At 63.9% G+C, this 14,568-nt stretch carries 16 protein-coding genes and 1 other RNA gene; 4 read left to right on the top strand and 13 right to left on the bottom strand.

Going from position 1 to position 14,568, the window contains the following annotated elements:
• Nucleotides 1-307: 307 nt before the first annotated feature.
• The 5 genes from OU995_RS22085 to rpsU form a co-directional block, all read right to left on the bottom strand.
• A complete protein-coding gene (locus OU995_RS22085; RefSeq protein ID WP_267836336.1) occupies nt 308-1,849 on the bottom strand; it encodes a TRAP transporter large permease in 1,542 nt (513 codons plus the stop codon).
• Nucleotides 1,849-2,457 (bottom strand): TRAP transporter small permease subunit, encoded by a 609-nt coding sequence (locus OU995_RS22080; protein ID WP_267832283.1) that lies wholly within the window; start codon nt 2,455-2,457, stop codon nt 1,849-1,851. The genes OU995_RS22085 and OU995_RS22080 overlap by 1 nt, the downstream gene beginning before the upstream one ends.
• Before the next feature lie 149 nt (nt 2,458-2,606).
• Nucleotides 2,607-2,948 (bottom strand): TIGR01244 family sulfur transferase, encoded by a 342-nt coding sequence (locus OU995_RS22075; RefSeq protein WP_267832282.1) that lies wholly within the window; start codon nt 2,946-2,948, stop codon nt 2,607-2,609.
• Nucleotides 2,949-2,980: 32 nt separating this feature from the next.
• Nucleotides 2,981-3,427, bottom strand: a complete 447-nt coding sequence (locus tag OU995_RS22070; protein ID WP_267832281.1) for a GatB/YqeY domain-containing protein — start codon at nt 3,425-3,427, stop codon at nt 2,981-2,983.
• Nucleotides 3,428-3,617: 190 nt separating this feature from the next.
• The gene (gene rpsU / locus OU995_RS22065) at nt 3,618-3,830 is read right to left on the bottom strand and encodes a 30S ribosomal protein S21 (RefSeq protein ID WP_012346814.1); all 213 of its coding nucleotides are present in this window, start codon (nt 3,828-3,830) and stop codon (nt 3,618-3,620) included.
• A gap of 494 nt (nt 3,831-4,324) precedes the next feature.
• Between rpsU and OU995_RS22060 the strand changes: the two genes are divergently transcribed.
• Complete coding sequence (locus OU995_RS22060) at nt 4,325-5,350, top strand: GGDEF domain-containing protein (protein ID WP_267832280.1); 1,026 nt, start codon at nt 4,325-4,327, stop codon at nt 5,348-5,350.
• A gap of 51 nt (nt 5,351-5,401) precedes the next feature.
• Here OU995_RS22060 and OU995_RS22055 read toward each other — a convergent pair whose 3' ends face one another.
• From OU995_RS22055 to OU995_RS22020, 8 genes are all read right to left on the bottom strand, one after another.
• Nucleotides 5,402-5,839: an EVE domain-containing protein gene (locus OU995_RS22055; protein ID WP_267836335.1), complete on the bottom strand. Its 438-nt coding sequence runs from the start codon at nt 5,837-5,839 to the stop codon at nt 5,402-5,404.
• Between the two features lie 102 nt (nt 5,840-5,941).
• Nucleotides 5,942-6,120: non-coding RNA, 6S RNA (ssrS, locus tag OU995_RS22050), on the bottom strand.
• 29 nt (nt 6,121-6,149) lie between these two features.
• Nucleotides 6,150-6,542: a cell division protein ZapA gene (locus OU995_RS22045; RefSeq protein ID WP_267832279.1), complete on the bottom strand. Its 393-nt coding sequence runs from the start codon at nt 6,540-6,542 to the stop codon at nt 6,150-6,152.
• Nucleotides 6,539-6,757 (bottom strand): DUF904 domain-containing protein, encoded by a 219-nt coding sequence (locus OU995_RS22040; protein ID WP_267832278.1) that lies wholly within the window; start codon nt 6,755-6,757, stop codon nt 6,539-6,541. The genes OU995_RS22045 and OU995_RS22040 overlap by 4 nt, the downstream gene beginning before the upstream one ends.
• Before the next feature lie 69 nt (nt 6,758-6,826).
• Entirely contained in the window at nt 6,827-7,465 is a 639-nt protein-coding gene (nth, locus tag OU995_RS22035) for an endonuclease III (protein WP_267832277.1), read from the bottom strand.
• A gap of 12 nt (nt 7,466-7,477) precedes the next feature.
• Nucleotides 7,478-8,146, bottom strand: coding sequence for an electron transport complex subunit RsxB (gene rsxB, locus OU995_RS22030; protein WP_267832275.1), 669 nt, complete (start codon nt 8,144-8,146; stop codon nt 7,478-7,480).
• Complete coding sequence (locus tag OU995_RS22025) at nt 8,143-9,456, bottom strand: polyhydroxyalkanoate depolymerase (protein WP_267832273.1); 1,314 nt, start codon at nt 9,454-9,456, stop codon at nt 8,143-8,145. Before OU995_RS22025 ends, rsxB begins: the two co-directional genes overlap by 4 nt.
• 368 nt (nt 9,457-9,824) lie before the next feature.
• A complete protein-coding gene (locus tag OU995_RS22020) occupies nt 9,825-11,027 on the bottom strand; it encodes an amino acid aminotransferase (RefSeq protein ID WP_267832272.1) in 1,203 nt (400 codons plus the stop codon).
• A 181-nt stretch (nt 11,028-11,208) separates the two neighbouring features.
• On the opposite strand from OU995_RS22020, the gene uvrB reads away from it, so the two are divergent.
• The 3 genes from uvrB to OU995_RS22005 all read left to right on the top strand — a co-directional run bounded on the left by uvrB (nt 11,209) and on the right by OU995_RS22005 (nt 14,533).
• Nucleotides 11,209-13,392 (top strand): excinuclease ABC subunit UvrB, encoded by a 2,184-nt coding sequence (gene uvrB, locus OU995_RS22015; RefSeq protein WP_267832270.1) that lies wholly within the window; start codon nt 11,209-11,211, stop codon nt 13,390-13,392.
• Between the two features lie 222 nt (nt 13,393-13,614).
• Nucleotides 13,615-14,049, top strand: coding sequence for a hypothetical protein (locus tag OU995_RS22010; protein ID WP_267832269.1), 435 nt, complete (start codon nt 13,615-13,617; stop codon nt 14,047-14,049).
• Nucleotides 14,036-14,533 carry a low molecular weight protein-tyrosine-phosphatase gene (locus tag OU995_RS22005; RefSeq protein WP_267832268.1) on the top strand — a complete coding sequence of 166 codons (498 nt, stop codon included), beginning with the start codon at nt 14,036-14,038 and terminating at the stop codon, nt 14,531-14,533. The genes OU995_RS22010 and OU995_RS22005 overlap by 14 nt, the downstream gene beginning before the upstream one ends.
• The last annotated feature ends 35 nt before the right edge of the window (nt 14,534-14,568 follow it).

The raw sequence follows: 14,568 nt of genomic DNA, 5'->3' as shown, positions 1-14,568 counted from the left end.
CAGTCAGAAAAAAGGGGGCGCAAAAACATGGGCGGAGGTTCGGCTGGGCAGTATGCCATCCGGGCCAGGCCATCCGGCTGGCCCATCTGGCAGAGGGCAGGGCGCGCTTGGGCGATGGGCGGCCAGGAGGTGGCAATGAACGATCCAATGCCGCGTGATGCCCATCTGGACCCGATCACCCTGGCGCCCGGCGCCCATCCCTTGGGGACAGCGGTGAGCGACACCCTGCGTGGCATGGCAGTTGGTGTCGCCGCTGAGCCGTTTCTGAGCCGCTTCTGGGTCGTTCTTGAGCGCCGATTGGTGTCTTCTACTTCACCGATCCGGCGGGCGGGCCCGAGGCTGCTGCCGCCGACGACGCCTCAGACGCGGGTGCTGTCGGTTCAAACAAGGTGGCCGCATCCTGCTCCGGGCCCGACGCCGACCCGCCGGTGTCGATGTTCTGCAGCATCTCGGTCGCCTTGTCCATGTCCGCAACTTCCTCCTTGTCGAGGAATGCGGTCACCGTGACCGGGAAAAAGATCACCACGGCCACCAGAATCAACTGCATCAGCACCCAGGGAATCGAGCCCAGATAGATGTCGTTGGACTCGACCTTGCGGGGGAGTGCGCCCGTCTTGAACAGTGTGTCGGCAATGCCGCGCAGGTAGAACAAGGCAAAGCCAAACGGCGGATGCATGAAGCTGGTCTGCATGTTCACGCAGATCATCACCCCGAACCACACCAGGTCGATGCCCATCTTGTGGGCAACAGGCGCCAGCAGCGGCAGGATGATGAAGGCGATCTCGAAGAAGTCGAGGAAGAACGCCAGGAAGAAAATGAACAGATTGACGGCAATCAGGAAGCCGATCTGGCCTCCCGGCAGCTGTGAGAGCTGATGCTCAATCCATGTCCCGCCCTCCACCCCCTGGAATACCAGCGAGAAGGTGCGTGACCCGATCAGGATGAACACCACCATGGCGGTGATGCGCATGGTGCCCATCACAGCCCCTTGCAGCAGCGGCCAATTCAGACGCCGGTGCAGGGCCGCCAGCAGGAAAGCGCCCACCGCGCCCATTGCGCCGGCTTCTGTCGGCGTGCAGATGGCCCGGTTGATGCCCGGCAGGCCGCCCATGGAGCCCAGCACCGCAAAAATCAGCACGGCGGACGGCAGGATGCCGCGAAGGCATTTGCGCCACAGGGCCCAGCCTTGCAGTGTGCGCGCTTCTTTGGGCACACCCGGCACCAGATGCGGCTTGAAACGCGCTAGCAAAAAGGTGTAGAGCGCAAAGATCAGCACCTGCAGGATGGAGGGCCCCCAGGCGCCCTTGTACATGTCCCCCACCGGGCGGCCCAGTTGGTCTGCCAGCACCACCAGCACCAGCGATGGCGGCACCAGTTGGGTGATGGTGCCCGAGGCGGCCAGCACGCCGGTGGCATATCGCATGTGGTAGCCATAACGCATCATCACGGGGAGCGCGATCATGGCCATGGCAATCACCTGGCCAGCCACGGTGCCGGTGATGGCGCCCAGGATGAAGCCGACGATGATCACCGAATACCCCAGCCCGCCACGGACCGGCCCGAAGAGCTGCCCCATGGCATCGAGCATGTCTTCGGCCAACCCGCATTTCTCGAGCACGGCCCCCATCAGCGTGAAGAAGGGAATGGCCAGCAGCAGCTCGTTGGACAAAATGCCAAAGACATTCTGGGGCAGGGCCGACAGAAACTCCGGTGGAAACCAGCCCCGGCTGACCGCATACACGCCGCAGGCCAGACCCAGCGCCGCCAGAGAAAAGGCCACCGGGAAACCGATCAGCATGATCAGGATCAACCCCGCGAACATGAGCGGGGGGAAATGCTCCATGGCGATCATTGCAGCGGCCTCTCGTAATGGGTGTCCATCTCGAGGCGATGCGCCAGCCAGGCCACGCGTTTGATGAGTTCGGAGACGCCCTGCAGGCCCAGTAGCAGGAAGCCCAGTGGCAGCAGGGCCGCTGCCGGCCAGCGGATCAGGCCACCGGCGTTGCCGGAGACTTCACCGCTGGTCAGCAGCTTCCAGACATATCCCATCAGGCCCAGGGTCTGAACGCTGTCCTCCGGACGCATGCCGGTGGTGAGCTTCACCAGGAAGAACTGCCAGGACAACCCGCCGGCCCAGATCACCACCGGCAGCAGGAAGACCAGCAGGCCGACGGTGTCCACCAGCACCTTGGTGCGGCCGGACATGCGGCTGTACACCAGGTCCACCCGGACATGCTCATTGAGCCGCAGCACCTGGGCGGCTCCCAGCATGACGCAGGCGGCAAACAGATACCACTGGATTTCAAGAAAGGCGTTGGAGCTGATGTCCAGGCCGTAACGGACCACCGCATTGGTGGCGCTGATGAGGCACGACAGCAGAACGGCCCAGGCGCCCACGGTGGCGAAGCGGTCGTTCAGTCGGTCGATGCCTCGGGAGAAGGCAAGCAGGGCATTCATCAAGGCTGGGACAAGTCTCCAGGCGGATCCTCGAAGGTGGGATCCTGCCGGACCGCGAAGCGGTCTGTGGAGACTGTAGCCAGGGTGCAGAGGTGCGCGAAGGATTTCCGGGACGGGTCCGGGAAAGTCCTCCCCTGCCGGCGCAGCGGTTAGAGCTGTGAAGCGGCAGCGAACAGCTTGGTGGAACGAGCCCCGGAGCGGCAGAAGGCCAGCACCGGGGTGGGCAACTCGTTGATCAGCTGACGCATGGCCTGGATTTCGTCCGGGCTCTGGTAGCCGCCTTGCACCGGCAGATGTCGATAAGCCAGGCCAGCCGCTTCGGCGGCCGCCTGCATCTGGGCGCTGGTGGGCTGATCCGGGCCGCCCTCAAAGTCCGGCCGGTTGTTGATCACACTCTTGAAGCCGGCCTGGGCCAGTGCAGGCATCACCTCCGGGGTGATCTGCGGGGCAACGCAGAAGTCCTGCGTCAGTTGTTGCACGGTCAGTTCCATGAAGACTCCTGAGAGGGTGTGAAAGCCGTGAATCAGCTGGACAAAGCCGCCTTGACCGCTGCGGAGACCAGACCCATGTCGGCCTTGCCTGCCAGTTGAGTCTTGACCGCGCCCATCACCTTGCCCATGTCGCCCGGGCCTTTGGCGCCCAGTTCGGCCACGATGCCGGCCACGGCGGCCTGGATTTCCTCCTGGCTCAGGCGCTGCGGCAAATACGCCTCCAGCACCTTCACTTCAGCGGTTTCCTTGTCGGCCAGGTCCTGGCGGCCTGCGGCGCTGAACTGGCTGATGGCGTCCTTGCGCTGCTTGATGAGCTTGTCAACGATGCCCACCAGCGTGGCATCGTCCACCACCACACGCTCGTCCACTTCCTTTTGCTTGACCGCTGCCAGCAGCATGCGGATGGTGCCCAGGCGCTCGCTGTCCTTGGCGCGCATGGCGGTCTTCATGTCTTCGGTGATTTGTTCTTTGAGGCTCATGGCTGACTCTCCGTTGGACGTCTTTCCGTTGGAATCATGAAACAAAAAAGCCCGCGGCAGCGTCCTGCGCGGGCTTTCTGTGCTGTTCAGGCGCTGAAACCTCGTCAGGACGATGTTCCCACGCCTTCCACGGCAAAAGAGCGACTGAGGGGCGCGGCTGACGGCACTGGGCAGCGTCAGCGGTGCGGCATCAGTACAGCTTCTTGGGCAGCTGCATGCTGCGCACGCGCTTGTAATGGCGCTTCACCGCGGCGGCCTTCTTGCGCTTGCGCTCGGCGGTCGGCTTTTCGTAGAACTCGCGGGCGCGCAGCTCGGTGAGCAGGCCCAGCTTTTCAATGGTGCGCTTGAAGCGGCGCAGGGCCACGTCGAACGGCTCGTTTTCTTTGACGCGAATGGTGGTCATGAAAAAAGAATTCCTTCAAATAGCGCTCGGTGTTCGCAAGGATCGCTGCTGCAGGGGAGGGGCCACGTAGAACACACACACATGCACTTGCAGTTACATCTGCATTTGCACTTGATTTGCATGTGCTACGGCAGGCTTTGATCCACCTTCAGCCGGGCTCTCGAAGCGGAGTATCCGGATTCCGCTTCCGAATCGACGCGCAGGGTTTGCCAGCAAAGACGCGGATTCTAGCCTTAATTTTTCAGGCTGACCACCAAATGGCAGAAAACGTGGTCGCAAGATCGCCGGAAATCGCTCACGGCGAACTGCGAACAAGTGCGTTGGGGGGAGATGGTATCGTGCGCCCCGGGTGGCCGCGCCAGGATTTGGAGCCCCAAGCTTAGGGGGAGCCGGAGCCAATAGCGGCCGTCAGCTCTTGCCCCGGCTTGTTCAGGCCATCTACATTCACTCATCCACCATTCGACCGCCAGGCCCATCCTGGCTCGGCCCGTCTCATGGAATTTTCTGCCGCCGCGTCCCCTGTGCCTGCCAGCTTCGACGCCTGGCTCGCCACCCTCGGGGCGCCCCAAGCGCCTGTGGCGGCTGGCTTGCTCAGTCTGATGGAGCCTGCGGGCGCCTGTCTGACCATCAAATCCATGGCCACGGGGCGTTATGTGTTCGCCAGTGCCGCGTTGTCCGAGCTGTTCAATCGGCCGGAGCAGGGCGTGGTGGGGGCCACCGACAACGAGTTGATGCGCGCCGATGAGGTGCAGGCCATGCGCCGCGCCGAGCAGGCCACGCTGGCGCAGCGCGGCGTGGTGAGTTCGGAGCATCGCCTCGAACTGGGCGGTCGCCGCCGCGAGGTGATGGTCACCCGCATTCCGCTGGGTGCCGAGCACATCATGGCCTTGTGGAGCGACAAGACCGAAGAGCGTCATCGTGAATCCCATCTTCAGCGGGCCTTGCAGCAACTGGAGCAGCAGCAGAAGGCGCTGGAGCAGATGCGCCGCGAGTTGCAGCAGGGCAGTGGCCGGGATGAAGTGTCTGGGCTCTATATGCGTGCGCAGTTCGATGACCAGTTACTGCGCGAGATTGACCTCTCCACCCGTGAGCACCGTGAATTCACACTGGTGTTGATCGCCCTGGATGCGCAACCGGCGGACGACGGCGAACCTTTGAGTGCGGAAGCCCGCCAGCGTCTGCTGGAAGGCCTGGGCCGCATGCTGCGGGCCAACACCCGTGCCATGGACGCCGCCTGCCGCATCGGTGAAGACGTGTTTGCGGTGCTGTTGTCCGGGGTGGGGCTGGCGACGGCCCATGCGCGCATGGAGCAGTTGCGCCGGCAATGCCATGCCCAGATCGTGGTGCTGCACGGGCAGGACCTGGGGCTGTCGCTATCGATGGGGGTGGCCAGTTTCCCGCACACTGCCTCCCGCCAGGAGGAGTTGCTGCATGCCGCTGAAATGGCGGTCAAGGAAGCGCAGCGCCGGGGCGGCAATCAAGTGGTGCTGGCGTCGATTCCGTTCGGGCTGGGCGGTTGAACACGAGGCTGAGCCGGTGTATGAACCGGCTGCCTCACCCGCCGGCCCTCTTCACGCCAGCAACTGCTGAAGGTGTGCCCATTCTTCGGGCGTCACCGGCGTGATCGACAGCCGATTGCCCGGCTGCAGGGTGCGCATGCCAGCCAGCAGCGGGTCTGACTTCAGCTCGGCCAGTGGCAGCAGCCGCGTCTTGCGGACAAAGCGCACATCCACATGCACCCAGCGCGGTGACTGCTTCACCGATTTCGGGTCGTAATACGGGCTGGCTGGATCGAACTGCGTCGCGTCGGTATAGGCCGCGCTGCACACTTCAGCAAAACCGGCAATGCCCGGCTGCGGACAGGAGGAGTGATAGAACAGCACGCCATCCCCCACACGCATGGCATCTCGCATGAAGTTGCGCGCCTGGTAGTTGCGCACGCCGGTCCAGGGCAGAGTGCCGGCCGCTTCCAGATGGTCGATGGAGGCCTCATCCGGCTCGGACTTCATCAGCCAGTATTGGACGACGGAAGACGGCGCGCTGATGGCAGGGGAGGGGGTGGCCGTATGGCCTGGGGCGGCGCTGGTGGGCGTCATGGGGAGGTCGCAAAGGTGTCCACTGCGAACCGTGAGTCGCATTCCTGAACCCTAGGGGTACAGGTGGGCGAGGTCAGCAAAGCTTCGGGTTCATCTGACGCGAGACGCTCACACCAGCCTTGCAATGTTCCAAGCCCTTGCTCGCGAAAGCATCGGTTCAAGGAAATATAAAACTCACGCGAACGCGGTGGACAGAAACCATTCTACGCGTCTGCGGCTGCCCTCACAGCAGTTGCCCATCTTGAGCAAGGGCTTCATCCAGCCGCTTCATCAAGGTGTCGATTTCAGGTATGAGATCCGGGCTGATGTCACCGTTGGAGGACAGGCCGGCGGTGGACGCTGCCGTCGTGGCCGATGCTGATGCCGCTGATGCCGGTGATGCCGGTGATGCAGCTGTTGCGCCGTCGGCGCCATGGGCGGTGTCCGTCAGCGAGAACGCCAGGTTGAGGGCCGCCAGCACGGCGATGCGTTCACGCGCCTTGATCTTGCCGGAATCACGGATGGCACACATTTCCTTGTCCACCCGCCCCACGGCCTTGGTCAGCGCTGCCTCGCCGCCTTCCGGGCAGCCCAGCAGGTAGCTCTGGCCCATGATCGTGACTTCCATTTGCTTCATGTGCCGCTCTTTTGTGAGTCCGTGGATTCCAGGGGGAGACGGTCCAGTAGCGCGTCCACACGCGCCCGTGCGGCTGCCAGGCGGGAGCGCAGGCTGTCGCGTTCCACCGTCAGGGCCTGGACCTGCTGTTCCAGCAGCGTGTTGGTCCGTGTGAGCTCCTCATGGCGCACAAGCAGGCGTTCCACACGATCGACAAGGTCGTTGAGGCTGGGCATGGTGGCAAGGGTCCGTCAGAAATATCGGTGTGGCGCTGGTGCCATTGGTAGATTGTAGGCGGCGAGGGCTCAGCGAGCCCCTGACATCGGGGCGCTGTCACATTGCGACACGACTGCGCAGCGTTCGCAAAGCGGGCGGCGCGCTTGGCAGACGTAACGGCCATGCAAAATCAGCCAATGGTGGGCGTCCACCATGAACTCGGCCGGTACCCGCTTCAGCAGTTGTTGTTCCACCTCCAGCACATTTTTGCCAGGCGCCAGACCGGTACGGTTGCTCACGCGGAAGATGTGGGTGTCCACGGCCATGGTGGCTTCACCGAAGGCAACGTTGAGCACCACATTGGCGGTCTTGCGGCCCACCCCGGGCAGGGCTTCCAGCGCTTCGCGGCTACGGGGGACCTGGCCGCCGTGCTGCTCCACCAGGATGCGGCAGGTGGCATAGAGGTTTTTGGCCTTGGTCTTGTACAGGCCGATGGTGCGGATGTGGTGGGACAGGCCTTCTTCACCGAGCGCCAGCATCTTCTGCGGGGTGTTGGCCACGACAAACAGCCGGCGGGTCGCCTTGTTGACGCCGACATCGGTGGCCTGGGCGGACAGCAGCACCGCCGCCAGCAGTTCAAAGACGCTGGCGTATTCCAGCTCGGTCTGCGGGGAGGGATTGGCGCGGCGCAGGATGTCGAAAAACGCCTGGATCTGTGCACGATTCATCGGCAACTCCCGTCATGCGCCGCGCTTGGCGCGGGCCCGGGCGAGGGCGGCCTCGATCACGGCGCGCTTGCGGTCCAGTTGCACCGGGTCGGTCAATCGGGAGGCCTCTTCCAGATGCTCCAGCTTGTGCTGGGCCTTGGCCTCCAATTGCAGATCGTGCTCGCGTTGTTGCCGCGCCACCCGCAGCTCATGTTCGCGATATCGCTGGCGCGCCACCGCTGCCTGCGCCGGGCTCCATGCGGCCCAGCCGCTGCGGCCCGGGGTGACCTCCTTCAGAGCGATGCAGTCCACCGGGCAGACCGGGATGCACAGTTCGCAACCGGTGCAATCTTCTTCCAGCACCACATGCATCTGCTTGTTGCTGCCCAGAATGGCATCAACCGGGCAAGCCTTGATGCACAAGGTGCAGCCGATGCACCAGTCCTCATCAATCACGGCCAGGCGCAGCGGCCCCTCCACCCCATGCTCAGGGTTGAGGGGCTCGATCGGCTGGCCGGTCAGGTCGGCCAGCCGGCGGATGCCTTCGACGCCACCGGGCGGGCACTGATTGATGGCGGCCTCGCCGTGGGCGATGGCATGGGCATAGGAATGGCAGTCGGGATAGCCGCAGCGCGTGCACTGCGTCTGCGGCAAGGCCTGATCCAACGCATGGACCAGGGCCTGCAGGGCTAGGGAATTCACTCGGTCGTCTGGCGCTGGCGGCTGGTCCGGGTGGACGGGCGCCGGGGCGCGGCTGTCTGATGCAACGGGGCTGCATCGTACTTGGCAATGAAGTCGCGGACGGTGGGATAGACCTTCTCGCGCCAGCGGCGGCCCGAGAAAATCCCGTAATGCCCGGCACCCATGGCGTCGTAGTGGCGCTGATGCTCCGTCGGAATGCCACTGCACAGCTCATGCGCGGCGCGAGTCTGCCCCGCGCCGGAGATGTCGTCCAGTTCGCCTTCCACGGTCAGCAGGGCCGTCTGTTGGATGTCCTGCGGGCGCACGAGTTGACCATCCACCTCCCAGGTGCCGTTCACCAGGGCGAAGTCCTGGAAGACGGTCCGGATGGTGTCCAGGTAATACTCCGCCGGCATGTCCAGCACGGCGTTGTATTCGTCATAGAAGCGCCGGTGGGCGTCGACGTTGTCATCATCGCCACGGACGAGATCGAGGAAATAGTCGTAGTGTGAGGTCAGGTGTCGGTCCGGGTTCATCGCCACAAAGCCCGTGTGCTGCAGGAAGCCCGGGTACACCCGCCGGCCTTCACCCGGATAGTTGGTGGGCACCCGGTGAATGACATTGTTCTCGAACCAGCTGTAGCTCTTGTTCATCGCCAGGTTGTTGACGGACGTCGGACTGCGGCGGGCGTCAATCGGGCCACCCATCATGGTCATGGAGCGGGGCGTGGTCTCGCCCGCGCTGGCCATCAGCGAAATGGCGGCCAGCACCGGCACGGTGGGCTGGCAGACCGAGATCACATGGCAATCGGCGCCAACGTGGCGGATGAAGTCCTGCACATAGAAGATGTAGTCGTCCAGATGGAACGGGCCTGCATTCAGCGACACCATGCGGGCGTCGGTCCAGTCGGTGATGTAGACCTTGTGGTCCTTGAGCAATTGCTTGACGGTGTCGCGCAGCAGCGTGGAGTGGTGGCCGGACAGCGGGGCCACCACCAGCACGGTCGGCTGGGACTTCATCTTGGCCAGGACGGTCTCGTCGTCGCTGTAGCGCTTGAAGCGCAGCAGGCGGCAGAAGGGTTTTTCCAGGGCCACCAGTTCCTGCACTGCCACATCCACGCCGTCGACCTGAACCGACGGAATGTTGAATTCCGGCTTCTCGTATTCCTTGGCCAGCCGGTGCATCAGGTCGAGGCCGGCAGAGAGGCGCTGCGACGCAGGCATGTGGGAGAACGGTGACAGCGGATGGCTGTACAGCTTGGCGGCAGCGCTCGCGAATTCGGCGAACGGACTCATCAGCGCGCGCTGGGTTTCATAGAGCTGATAAAGCATCTGGCGACCCCTACGGAAAAAGCGGTGGACCTGGGAGCGGCGCTCCCGACATTGTGCAATGCAGCAATTCTAGGGTGGCGACCGGCTCAGTGTCCGCCTCCAATGCGACATCCGCGCGCATGGTGAGGCACCGGAACGCGTCAGAAGGGGTTTTTCGTCACACAAGCATCGAAAACGCACCATCCAAGGGCGCGGGGCAGGCGGTGTCGGTTGGCGATACGGACCCCCAAGTGGCTCCCGATTGGCCCCCGAATGGTCCTGCAGGGCCCCCGAGCGGGTGCGACATGGCCCAGAAGAGCCCCCCAGACGGTCGTCGGGGCTGGTCCGCCATGGCGGACCAGCCCCGATCTGACTGGCGAGGAGAAGGGTCAGATCTTCTTGACCGCTGCAATGGCGGTGGTCACCGCCTTGATGTTCTTGCTGTTGAGTGCGGCGACGCAGATGCGGCCGGAGTCCACGCCATAAACGCCGAACTCGTTGCGCAGGCGCTGCATCTGTTCCACGTTCAAGCCGGAGTAGCTGAACATGCCCTTCTGGCGGGTGACAAAGCTCAAGTCTTCGGTAATGCCGGCGGCCTTCAGTTCCTGCACCAGCGCTTCGCGCATCTGGCGGATCCGCACGCGCATGCCGCCCAGTTCTTCTTCCCACTGCGCCCGCAGCGCCGGGGTGGACAGCACCGTGGCCACCACCTGCGCGCCGTGGGTGGGCGGGTTGGAATAGTTGGTGCGGATGACGATCTTGAGCTGGCTCAGCACCTTGGTGGTTTCTTCAGCGGTGCTGCAAACCACGCTCAGTGCGCCAACCCGCTCCCCATACAGGGAGAAGCTCTTGGAGAAACTGGTGGAGACAAAGAAGTCCAGGCCGGCGGCCAGGAACTGGCGCACCACGGCGCCGTCTTCGGCAATGCCTTCACCAAAGCCCTGGTAGGCCATGTCCAGGAAGGGCACCAGGCCGGCCGTCTTGACCGCTTCCACCACCTGCTCCCACTGGGCGCTGGTGAGGTCGTAGCCGGTGGGGTTATGGCAGCAGGCATGCAGAACCACGATGGTGCCCGCCGGGGCGGCCTTCAGGGCGCCCAGCATGCCTTCGAAGTTCACACCGCGGTTGGCGGCGTCGTAGTAGGGGTAGGTCTCGACCGGGAAGCCGGCGTTGGTGAACAGCGCGCGGTGGTTTTCCCAGGACGGATCCGATATCAGCACCTTGGCCGACGGATTGAGTCGCTTGAGGAAATCCGCGCCGACTTTCAGCCCGCCGGTGCCGCCCAGGGCCTGGACAGTGGCCACACGCTTGTTCTTCACCACGTCGGAGTCAGCGCCGAACACCAGGCCCTGCACGGCCTGGTCGTAGGCCGCAATGCCGTCGATGGGCAGGTAGCCGCGCGCCTTGGGGGCGGCCAGCATCTGGGCCTCGGCGGCGGCCACGCAGGCCAGCAGGGGCAGCTTGCCGTTATCGTCGTAATAAACACCCACGCCCAGATTCACCTTGTTGGGATTGGGGTCGGCATTGAATTGCTCGTTCAGCCCCAGGATGGGGTCGCGGGGGGCCATGGCAACGGCGGCGAACAGGGACATGGAGATTTCCTGACAGGTGTCCTGACACTACGTTGGCACGAGCGGGGGGCGAGAATGTTGCCCGCCGCAGCCAACCAGGGCAGAGAAGCAAGTTTGACGGGTTTGCTACGCTGTGATGTTGGTTGCCCAACGCAGCCTGCCGATTGTAGGCAGGGAATGGGCGTTGCCCAGGGATTACCCGATGAGTCGTACCACTGTTGCCAAGTCCTCCGCCGCCGCTCGCGGTGCCGCTCCTGCTGCGTCCGGAGGCGGTGCCCAGGGGCCGGGCGCCGGTGCCGCTGGCGCCGATGCCGAGCTGCCGAAGGGCGAATTCGTTTCTTTCGAAGGCTCTCCCTTCCAGTTGTTCCAGCCGTATCCACCGGCGGGCGACCAGCCAGCGGCCATCCAGCAGTTGGTGGAAGGGGTGCACGACGGCCTGAGTTATCAGACCCTGCTGGGCGTGACCGGCTCCGGCAAGACCTTCACCATGGCGAACACCATTGCCCGGCTCGGACGCCCGGCCATCGTGTTTGCCCCCAACAAGACGCTGGCCGCACAGCTCTACAGCGAATTCCGGGAGTTTTTCCCGCGCAATGCGGTGGAGTATTTCGTCAGTTATTACGACTACTACCAGCCGGAAGCCTACGTCCCGCAGCGCGATCTGTTCATCGAGAAAGACAGCGCCATCAGCGAGCAGATCGAGCAATTGCGCCTGTCCTGCACCAAAAGCCTGCTGGAGCGGCGGGATGTGGTGATCGTGGCGTCGGTCTCGGCCATCTACGGTATTGGGAATCCGAGCGACTATCACCAGATGGTGATGACGCTGCGCGTGGGCGACAAGCTGGGCCAGCGCGATGTGATTGCCCAACTGGCCCGCATGCAATACACCCGCAACGAGATGGAATTCACGCGGGGGCATTTCCGCGTGCGGGGGGACACCATCGACGTCTTCCCAGCCGAACACTCCGAGCTGGCGCTGCGTATCGAGCTGTTTGATGATGAGGTGGACGGTCTCCAGCTGTTCGACCCGCTCACCGGCCACATCCGCCAGAAGATTCCGCGCTTCACGGTGTATCCGTCCAGCCATTACGTCACCCCGCGCGACCGGGTGGTGGCGGCCATGGACACCATCAAGGAAGAGCTGCGTGAGCGCGTGGCCTACTTTGTGAAGGAGGGCAAACTGGTGGAGGCCCAGCGGCTGGAGCAGCGCACCCGTTTCGACCTGGAAATGCTGCAGGAAGTGGGGCACTGCAAGGGCATCGAAAACTACACCCGCCATCTCTCCGGGGCCGCCCCGGGCGAGCCGCCCCCGACGCTGGTGGACTATCTGCCGCCAGATGCCTTGATGTTCCTCGACGAAAGCCACGTGCTGATCGGCCAATTCGGCGGCATGTACAACGGCGACCGAGCCCGCAAGAGCACGCTGGTGGAATATGGGTTCCGGCTGCCGTCGGCCATGGACAACCGGCCGCTGAAGTTTGAGGAATACGAGCGGAAGATGCGCCAGGCCATTTTTGTGTCCGCCACCCCGGGCGACTACGAAAAGCGGCAGGCCGGCCAGGTGGTGGAGCAGCTGGTGCGTCCGACCGGTCTGGTGGATCCGGTGGTGGAGGTGCGTCCGGCCGTGCATCAGGTGGACGATGTGCTGCAGGAAATCCGGGACCGCGTTGAGGTCAATGAGCGGGTGCTCATCACCACGCTGACCAAGCGCATTTCCGAACAGCTCACTGAATATCTCAGCGACAACGGCGTCAAGGTGCGTTATTTGCACTCGGATGTCGACACGGTGGAGCGGGTGGAAATCTTGCGAGACCTGCGTCTGGGCACTTTTGATGTCCTGGTGGGGATCAACCTGCTGCGCGAGGGTCTGGACATTCCGGAGGTGTCGCTGGTGGCCATTCTGGATGCCGACAAGGAGGGTTTCCTGCGGGCGGAGCGCAGCCTGATCCAGACCATCGGCCGTGCGGCCCGGAATGTGAATGGCAAGGCCATCCTGTATGCCGACCGCATCACCGAATCCATGCGCAAGGCCATTGGCGAAACCGAACGTCGCCGCGCCAAGCAGGTGGAGTTCAATGCGGCCAACGGCATCACCCCACGGGGTGTTTTCAAGCGCATCAAGGAGCTCATCGACGGCGTCTACAGCGACAAGCCGGGCCGCGACGATGCCAAGCTGATCGAGCAGACTGCCGAAGTCGAAGCGATGAGCGAGAAGGACCTCAGCAAGCGCATCACGCAACTGGAAAAGCAGATGCTGGAGCATGCGCGCAACCTGGAGTTCGAGAAGGCAGCCCGCCTGCGCGATCAGCTGTCGCAACTCAAGGAGCAGGCCTTTGGTGCGGCTGTCCATGACAACGTGGTACCGATCACCAGCGCGAAGGGCTGACGGACTGACGGACTGACGGACTGGCTGACTGCGTGGCCGGTCTCGGCGAGGAGGGGTGTTGGGGGTGGGGGCGCGGCCGGGGCCGGGGCCGGGGCCGGGGCCGGGAGCGCTGTTGGGGCCGGGTGCGGAGACGTGCCGGGCCTCGGCTCAGCGGATTCAAGTGGGCATTTTGCGAAGTTCAAGTTATTGACCGAGGTGAGGCTCGGCGCGAGCATTTGAGCCATGCAAACACGCCTCACCACCCTCGAAACCAAGTGGGACACCGTCATCCCCACTTTGGCCACCCGTGAAGACCTCATGGCGCTCGAAGGCCGACTTCGAGACAACATGCTGGACGGGTTCAATGACGTTCAACGCTGGCTGGTCACCACCACGCAACGCTGGGTCATCATCATGCTGTGCCTTGCGGCCATTGCGGCCGGTAGCGGTGCCGGCTTGGTGCTGAAAAGGGGGGTGATGGTTCCCGTCTCCTCAGCGTCCCACGCGGCTGCGGAGCCGTTGCCAGAGGCCGCCACGGTGGTGCCTGCGGAGGAGCGGCCCTTGGCTTCCCCGTCGGACCTTTCTGGCCTTTCTGGCGATACTGGCTTTTCTGGCGATACTGCCCTTGCAGGCAATGCGGGGGAGTCGGCGGACAATCCGGGGGATGAGCACGTCTGACGTCCCCGCCCGCCTCTCCGTCCTGTTCGTCTGCACGGGCAACATCTGCCGTTCCCCCACGGCGGAGGCGGTGTTCCGTGCCGTGGCGCATCAGCGAGGGTGGGGCGCCCGCGTGCATGTGGACTCTGCCGGCATCCAGGGCTGGCATGCCGGAGAGCCGCCCGACGAGCGGTCGCAAGACCATGCCCGCAAAAGGGGCTATGAGCTCAGTGCCCAACGCGCACGAGCCGTGCGCCTGGACGACTTCCAGCGCTTTGATGTGCTGGTCGCCATGGACCGCAGCCACCTTCTGGAACTTCAGCAGCGCTGTCCACCTGATCTCCGTCACAAATTGTGTCTATTGCCTGCCGATGTCTCGCCCGGCCATGTCGAAGTTCCGGACCCCTACTACGGCGGTCCGGACGGCTTTGACCATGTCCTGGATCTGCTGGAAGCCGGCTGCAGCCGCCTAGCGGAAAATCTGGAAGCGCGCCTGCGCCTTTGAGTGACACCCCGAGGCCACCCTGGGGTAAGCCCGGC

This window comes from Roseateles sp. SL47 (assembly GCF_026625885.1).
Classification (GTDB): Bacteria; Pseudomonadota; Gammaproteobacteria; order Burkholderiales; family Burkholderiaceae_C; genus Roseateles.
The sequence above is the reverse complement of the archived record's forward strand: the minus strand, read 5'-3'. Positions and strand labels throughout refer to the sequence as shown.

Excerpts from the sequence above, each read along its gene's own strand:
- OU995_RS22070 (WP_267832281.1), bottom strand. The coding sequence starts at position 3,427 with ATGAGCCTCAAAGAACAAATCACCGAAGACATGAAGACCGCCATGCGC.
- uvrB (WP_267832270.1), top strand. The coding sequence starts at position 11,209 with ATGAGTCGTACCACTGTTGCCAAGTCCTCCGCCGCCGCTCGCGGTGCC.
- OU995_RS22020 (WP_267832272.1), bottom strand. The coding sequence starts at position 11,027 with ATGTCCCTGTTCGCCGCCGTTGCCATGGCCCCCCGCGACCCCATCCTG.
- OU995_RS22005 (WP_267832268.1), top strand. The coding sequence starts at position 14,036 with ATGAGCACGTCTGACGTCCCCGCCCGCCTCTCCGTCCTGTTCGTCTGC.
- OU995_RS22080 (WP_267832283.1), bottom strand. The coding sequence starts at position 2,457 with ATGAATGCCCTGCTTGCCTTCTCCCGAGGCATCGACCGACTGAACGAC.
- OU995_RS22075 (WP_267832282.1), bottom strand. The coding sequence starts at position 2,948 with ATGGAACTGACCGTGCAACAACTGACGCAGGACTTCTGCGTTGCCCCG.
- nth (WP_267832277.1), bottom strand. The coding sequence starts at position 7,465 with ATGAATCGTGCACAGATCCAGGCGTTTTTCGACATCCTGCGCCGCGCC.
- OU995_RS22060 (WP_267832280.1), top strand. The coding sequence starts at position 4,325 with ATGGAATTTTCTGCCGCCGCGTCCCCTGTGCCTGCCAGCTTCGACGCC.
- OU995_RS22040 (WP_267832278.1), bottom strand. The coding sequence starts at position 6,757 with ATGCCCAGCCTCAACGACCTTGTCGATCGTGTGGAACGCCTGCTTGTG.
- OU995_RS22055 (WP_267836335.1), bottom strand. The coding sequence starts at position 5,839 with ATGAAGTCCGAGCCGGATGAGGCCTCCATCGACCATCTGGAAGCGGCC.
- OU995_RS22025 (WP_267832273.1), bottom strand. The coding sequence starts at position 9,456 with ATGCTTTATCAGCTCTATGAAACCCAGCGCGCGCTGATGAGTCCGTTC.
- rpsU (WP_012346814.1), bottom strand. The coding sequence starts at position 3,830 with ATGACCACCATTCGCGTCAAAGAAAACGAGCCGTTCGACGTGGCCCTG.
- OU995_RS22045 (WP_267832279.1), bottom strand. The coding sequence starts at position 6,542 with ATGAAGCAAATGGAAGTCACGATCATGGGCCAGAGCTACCTGCTGGGC.
- OU995_RS22010 (WP_267832269.1), top strand. The coding sequence starts at position 13,615 with ATGCAAACACGCCTCACCACCCTCGAAACCAAGTGGGACACCGTCATC.